Source organism: Mesorhizobium sp. M0854 (genome assembly GCF_040319815.1).
Lineage (GTDB): Bacteria > Pseudomonadota > Alphaproteobacteria > Rhizobiales > Rhizobiaceae > Mesorhizobium.
In genome coordinates this window covers 1-2,348 of the sequence record NZ_JAMYOL010000072.1, presented here as the reverse complement: position 1 = coordinate 2,348, position 2,348 = coordinate 1, and the positions used below count along the sequence as shown (strand labels likewise).

Below are 2,348 nucleotides of genomic sequence, written 5' to 3'. Positions count from 1 at the left end.
CGAATAGAGCATGGGCAGTCCTTTAAAAAAGCGGTCCAGGCCAGCCGGGACCGCTTCAACTTCACGACCTTACTTTTCGAGGGTGCGCTTCACCCCGTACCACTTGATCATTATCTTGGAGAGCGCGCCGTCATCCCTCATGTCCTTGATGGCTGCCGCAATCTTGTCGCTGAAATGCTTGTCCCCGGGTAGAATTGTAATAGCGCTCGTCGAGAAGAAGAGGGGCTCGCTGAGCTCCTTCAATGGATAGCCAGCTTTGATCGCACTGCGTACCACCGTTCGGTCAGTGAGAACCGCATCGAGACGAACACCATCGCCGAGCCGAAGGTCGTCGAACGCAACATTGTCGGTTGCATAGGTCTTCACCTCGCCCGGCGTGAATTTGAATTCTATTGGCTTAGCGCCTACCCAGTCCGGGGCTAGCGTGTGATTGGCATAAGACTCCGCCGATCCGCTTGCTGTGACACCGACTACCTTGCCGTCGAGATCGGAAAGCTTGGTTGCCTTGCTGTCCTTGTAAACGACGGCGACCGCCGCCCCCCAGGCGTACACGGCCGGGAAGCTAAGTTTTTCGGCGCGGGCCTTGGTCGGTACCATCTCGCCCATGGCCACGTCCCAACGACCCTGCCATTTGCCTGAGGTGATGATATCCCAGGCCGGCGTCACGAATTCGACCTTCACGCCCAGATTTTCCGCGATGGCCTTGGCGATATCCACATCAGAACCATCGAGCTCGTGTTTGTCGTTCAAGAATGAAATCATCCCCCAGTCCGTCCCGACCGCCACTCTTAGCGTCTTCGTGGCGAGCACGTGATCGAGTACGGCGCCGGCATTGGCCTCAGGCGACGAACCCACAGATCCAACTGCGAGCGACGCGGCAGCTGCTATCATCGTCATAAGCTTGTTCATCCGACGTTCCCCTGTGTTTGTGGGTCTTGGTCTTGCAACCGGCCCATTCCCGGACCTGAAATGTGATTTTGGACCCAGGAACCCGATCGGCCTTCCTGAGCGACACCTGGTCCTAGTCGGTGTATCTTAGCTGGCCTACGTTTGCAACATATGTTTATCCATTGGAGGAAATGACGCAGACGGATCATCAGCGATATTGCGCATTGATCAGCTAGCGGCTGAAGCTCGAAGGCAACTTTGTCCCTTCATTGCGTCACGCGGGCGAAGTTCCGGTGATCGTCAGGGAACGGCTGAGACGCGCGCCAAGGCCGCCGACGAACGCATTGCCACTCTGACGACGATCGTGAAGATGCTGGAGCGATCGCGCTATGGCAGGCGTTCTGAGCGGCTGGACATCAGCGGGCTGACAGACGAGAAATATGCCTTCGTGCTCGAGGAGATCGAGAGCGGCAGTTATCGCCCGACAAGCAGCTACAACCTGCTGGCGATCGGGAAACTCGATCAAACCTCGTCATACTAATCAAAGGCAAGAAAACCCTCTGCGGCCCTTAAAGGCGGCGCGGATTTGAGCATATCGAGATCCGGCGCGCATGGCGCGAGGTCGGAGTTCCCTGCAATCACCTGCTCAAGTGCTGCAGGGATCGCGAGCAGGCCCAGATCGCCGTGCCGGCGTCCGATGATTTGCAACCCGAAGGGCAGCCCCTCATCACGTCCGCAAGGGATGGTGATCGAGGGATAGCCAGGGATGGTCGAGGCGTAAGCCATGACAAGCCAACGGTAATAACTCTTGGTCGGCTCACCGTCGATTTCCGTTGCCGAGTAGGTGGGGACGATACTGCCCCCACCTCTCACAGACCCGGACGTGCAGTTTTCCCGCATCCGTTTCCTCATGGTAGAGTTTCGCTCACGGTGGCAAACGAATGAAGAATCCTGGCTGGCGGCAGCGGATGGCGTTTCAGGATTTCGTTAAGGCGAGTCCATCGGAACACGCTTTGACGATCTCGCCGAGATAGCCATTTCTGCCATATCCTCACGACTGGTGGGCGAACCATCGCAATCGCCGAGCATTCCCCCCGACGCCATAATAGGCGAAGTGGCCCCGCATCATGGACGAGAGGTGGCGATGCTGATCGCGGATCGACCAGTTCCGGTGTTTCCGGCACCAGTCACTTACCGCAGCCAGCGCACGAGCAAAACGGCCCTTGGCCGTGACTTGCATCACCATGTCCTTGCCTTTGCGCGACCGTCCCCACACGTGGGTCAGGCCGAGAAAGTCGAACTTGGTGCCATCCGTCTCCGGATGCCGTGTGCTCTCCGTCGTTCGCGGGCGAAAGTCGACGAGACGCGTCTTGTCGTGTCAAACGGCTTCCAAAACTGACCCCCGATCGGCGTCCAATTTTGACCCCCCCTTATGTAATGCGCGGCGGTCAGCGTTCGCC

The 2,348-nt window shown here is 58.1% G+C and carries 3 protein-coding genes; 1 reads left to right on the top strand and 2 read right to left on the bottom strand.

The window, feature by feature from the left end; genetic code table 11:
• Positions 1–69 precede the first annotated feature (69 nt).
• Positions 70–909 (bottom strand): transporter substrate-binding domain-containing protein, encoded by an 840-nt coding sequence (locus tag NKH99_RS32540; protein ID WP_353017952.1) that lies wholly within the window; start codon positions 907–909, stop codon positions 70–72.
• Positions 910–1,105: 196 nt separating this feature from the next.
• Here NKH99_RS32540 and NKH99_RS32535 point away from each other — a divergent pair, with 196 nt between their 5' ends.
• Positions 1,106–1,429, top strand: a complete 324-nt coding sequence (locus NKH99_RS32535; RefSeq protein WP_353017954.1) for a hypothetical protein — start codon at positions 1,106–1,108, stop codon at positions 1,427–1,429.
• On the opposite strand, the gene NKH99_RS32530 is transcribed toward NKH99_RS32535, so the two are convergent.
• Entirely contained in the window at positions 1,426–1,674 is a 249-nt protein-coding gene (locus tag NKH99_RS32530; RefSeq protein WP_353017950.1) for a hypothetical protein, read from the bottom strand. The genes NKH99_RS32535 and NKH99_RS32530 overlap by 4 nt on opposite strands.
• Positions 1,675–2,348 lie beyond the last annotated feature (674 nt).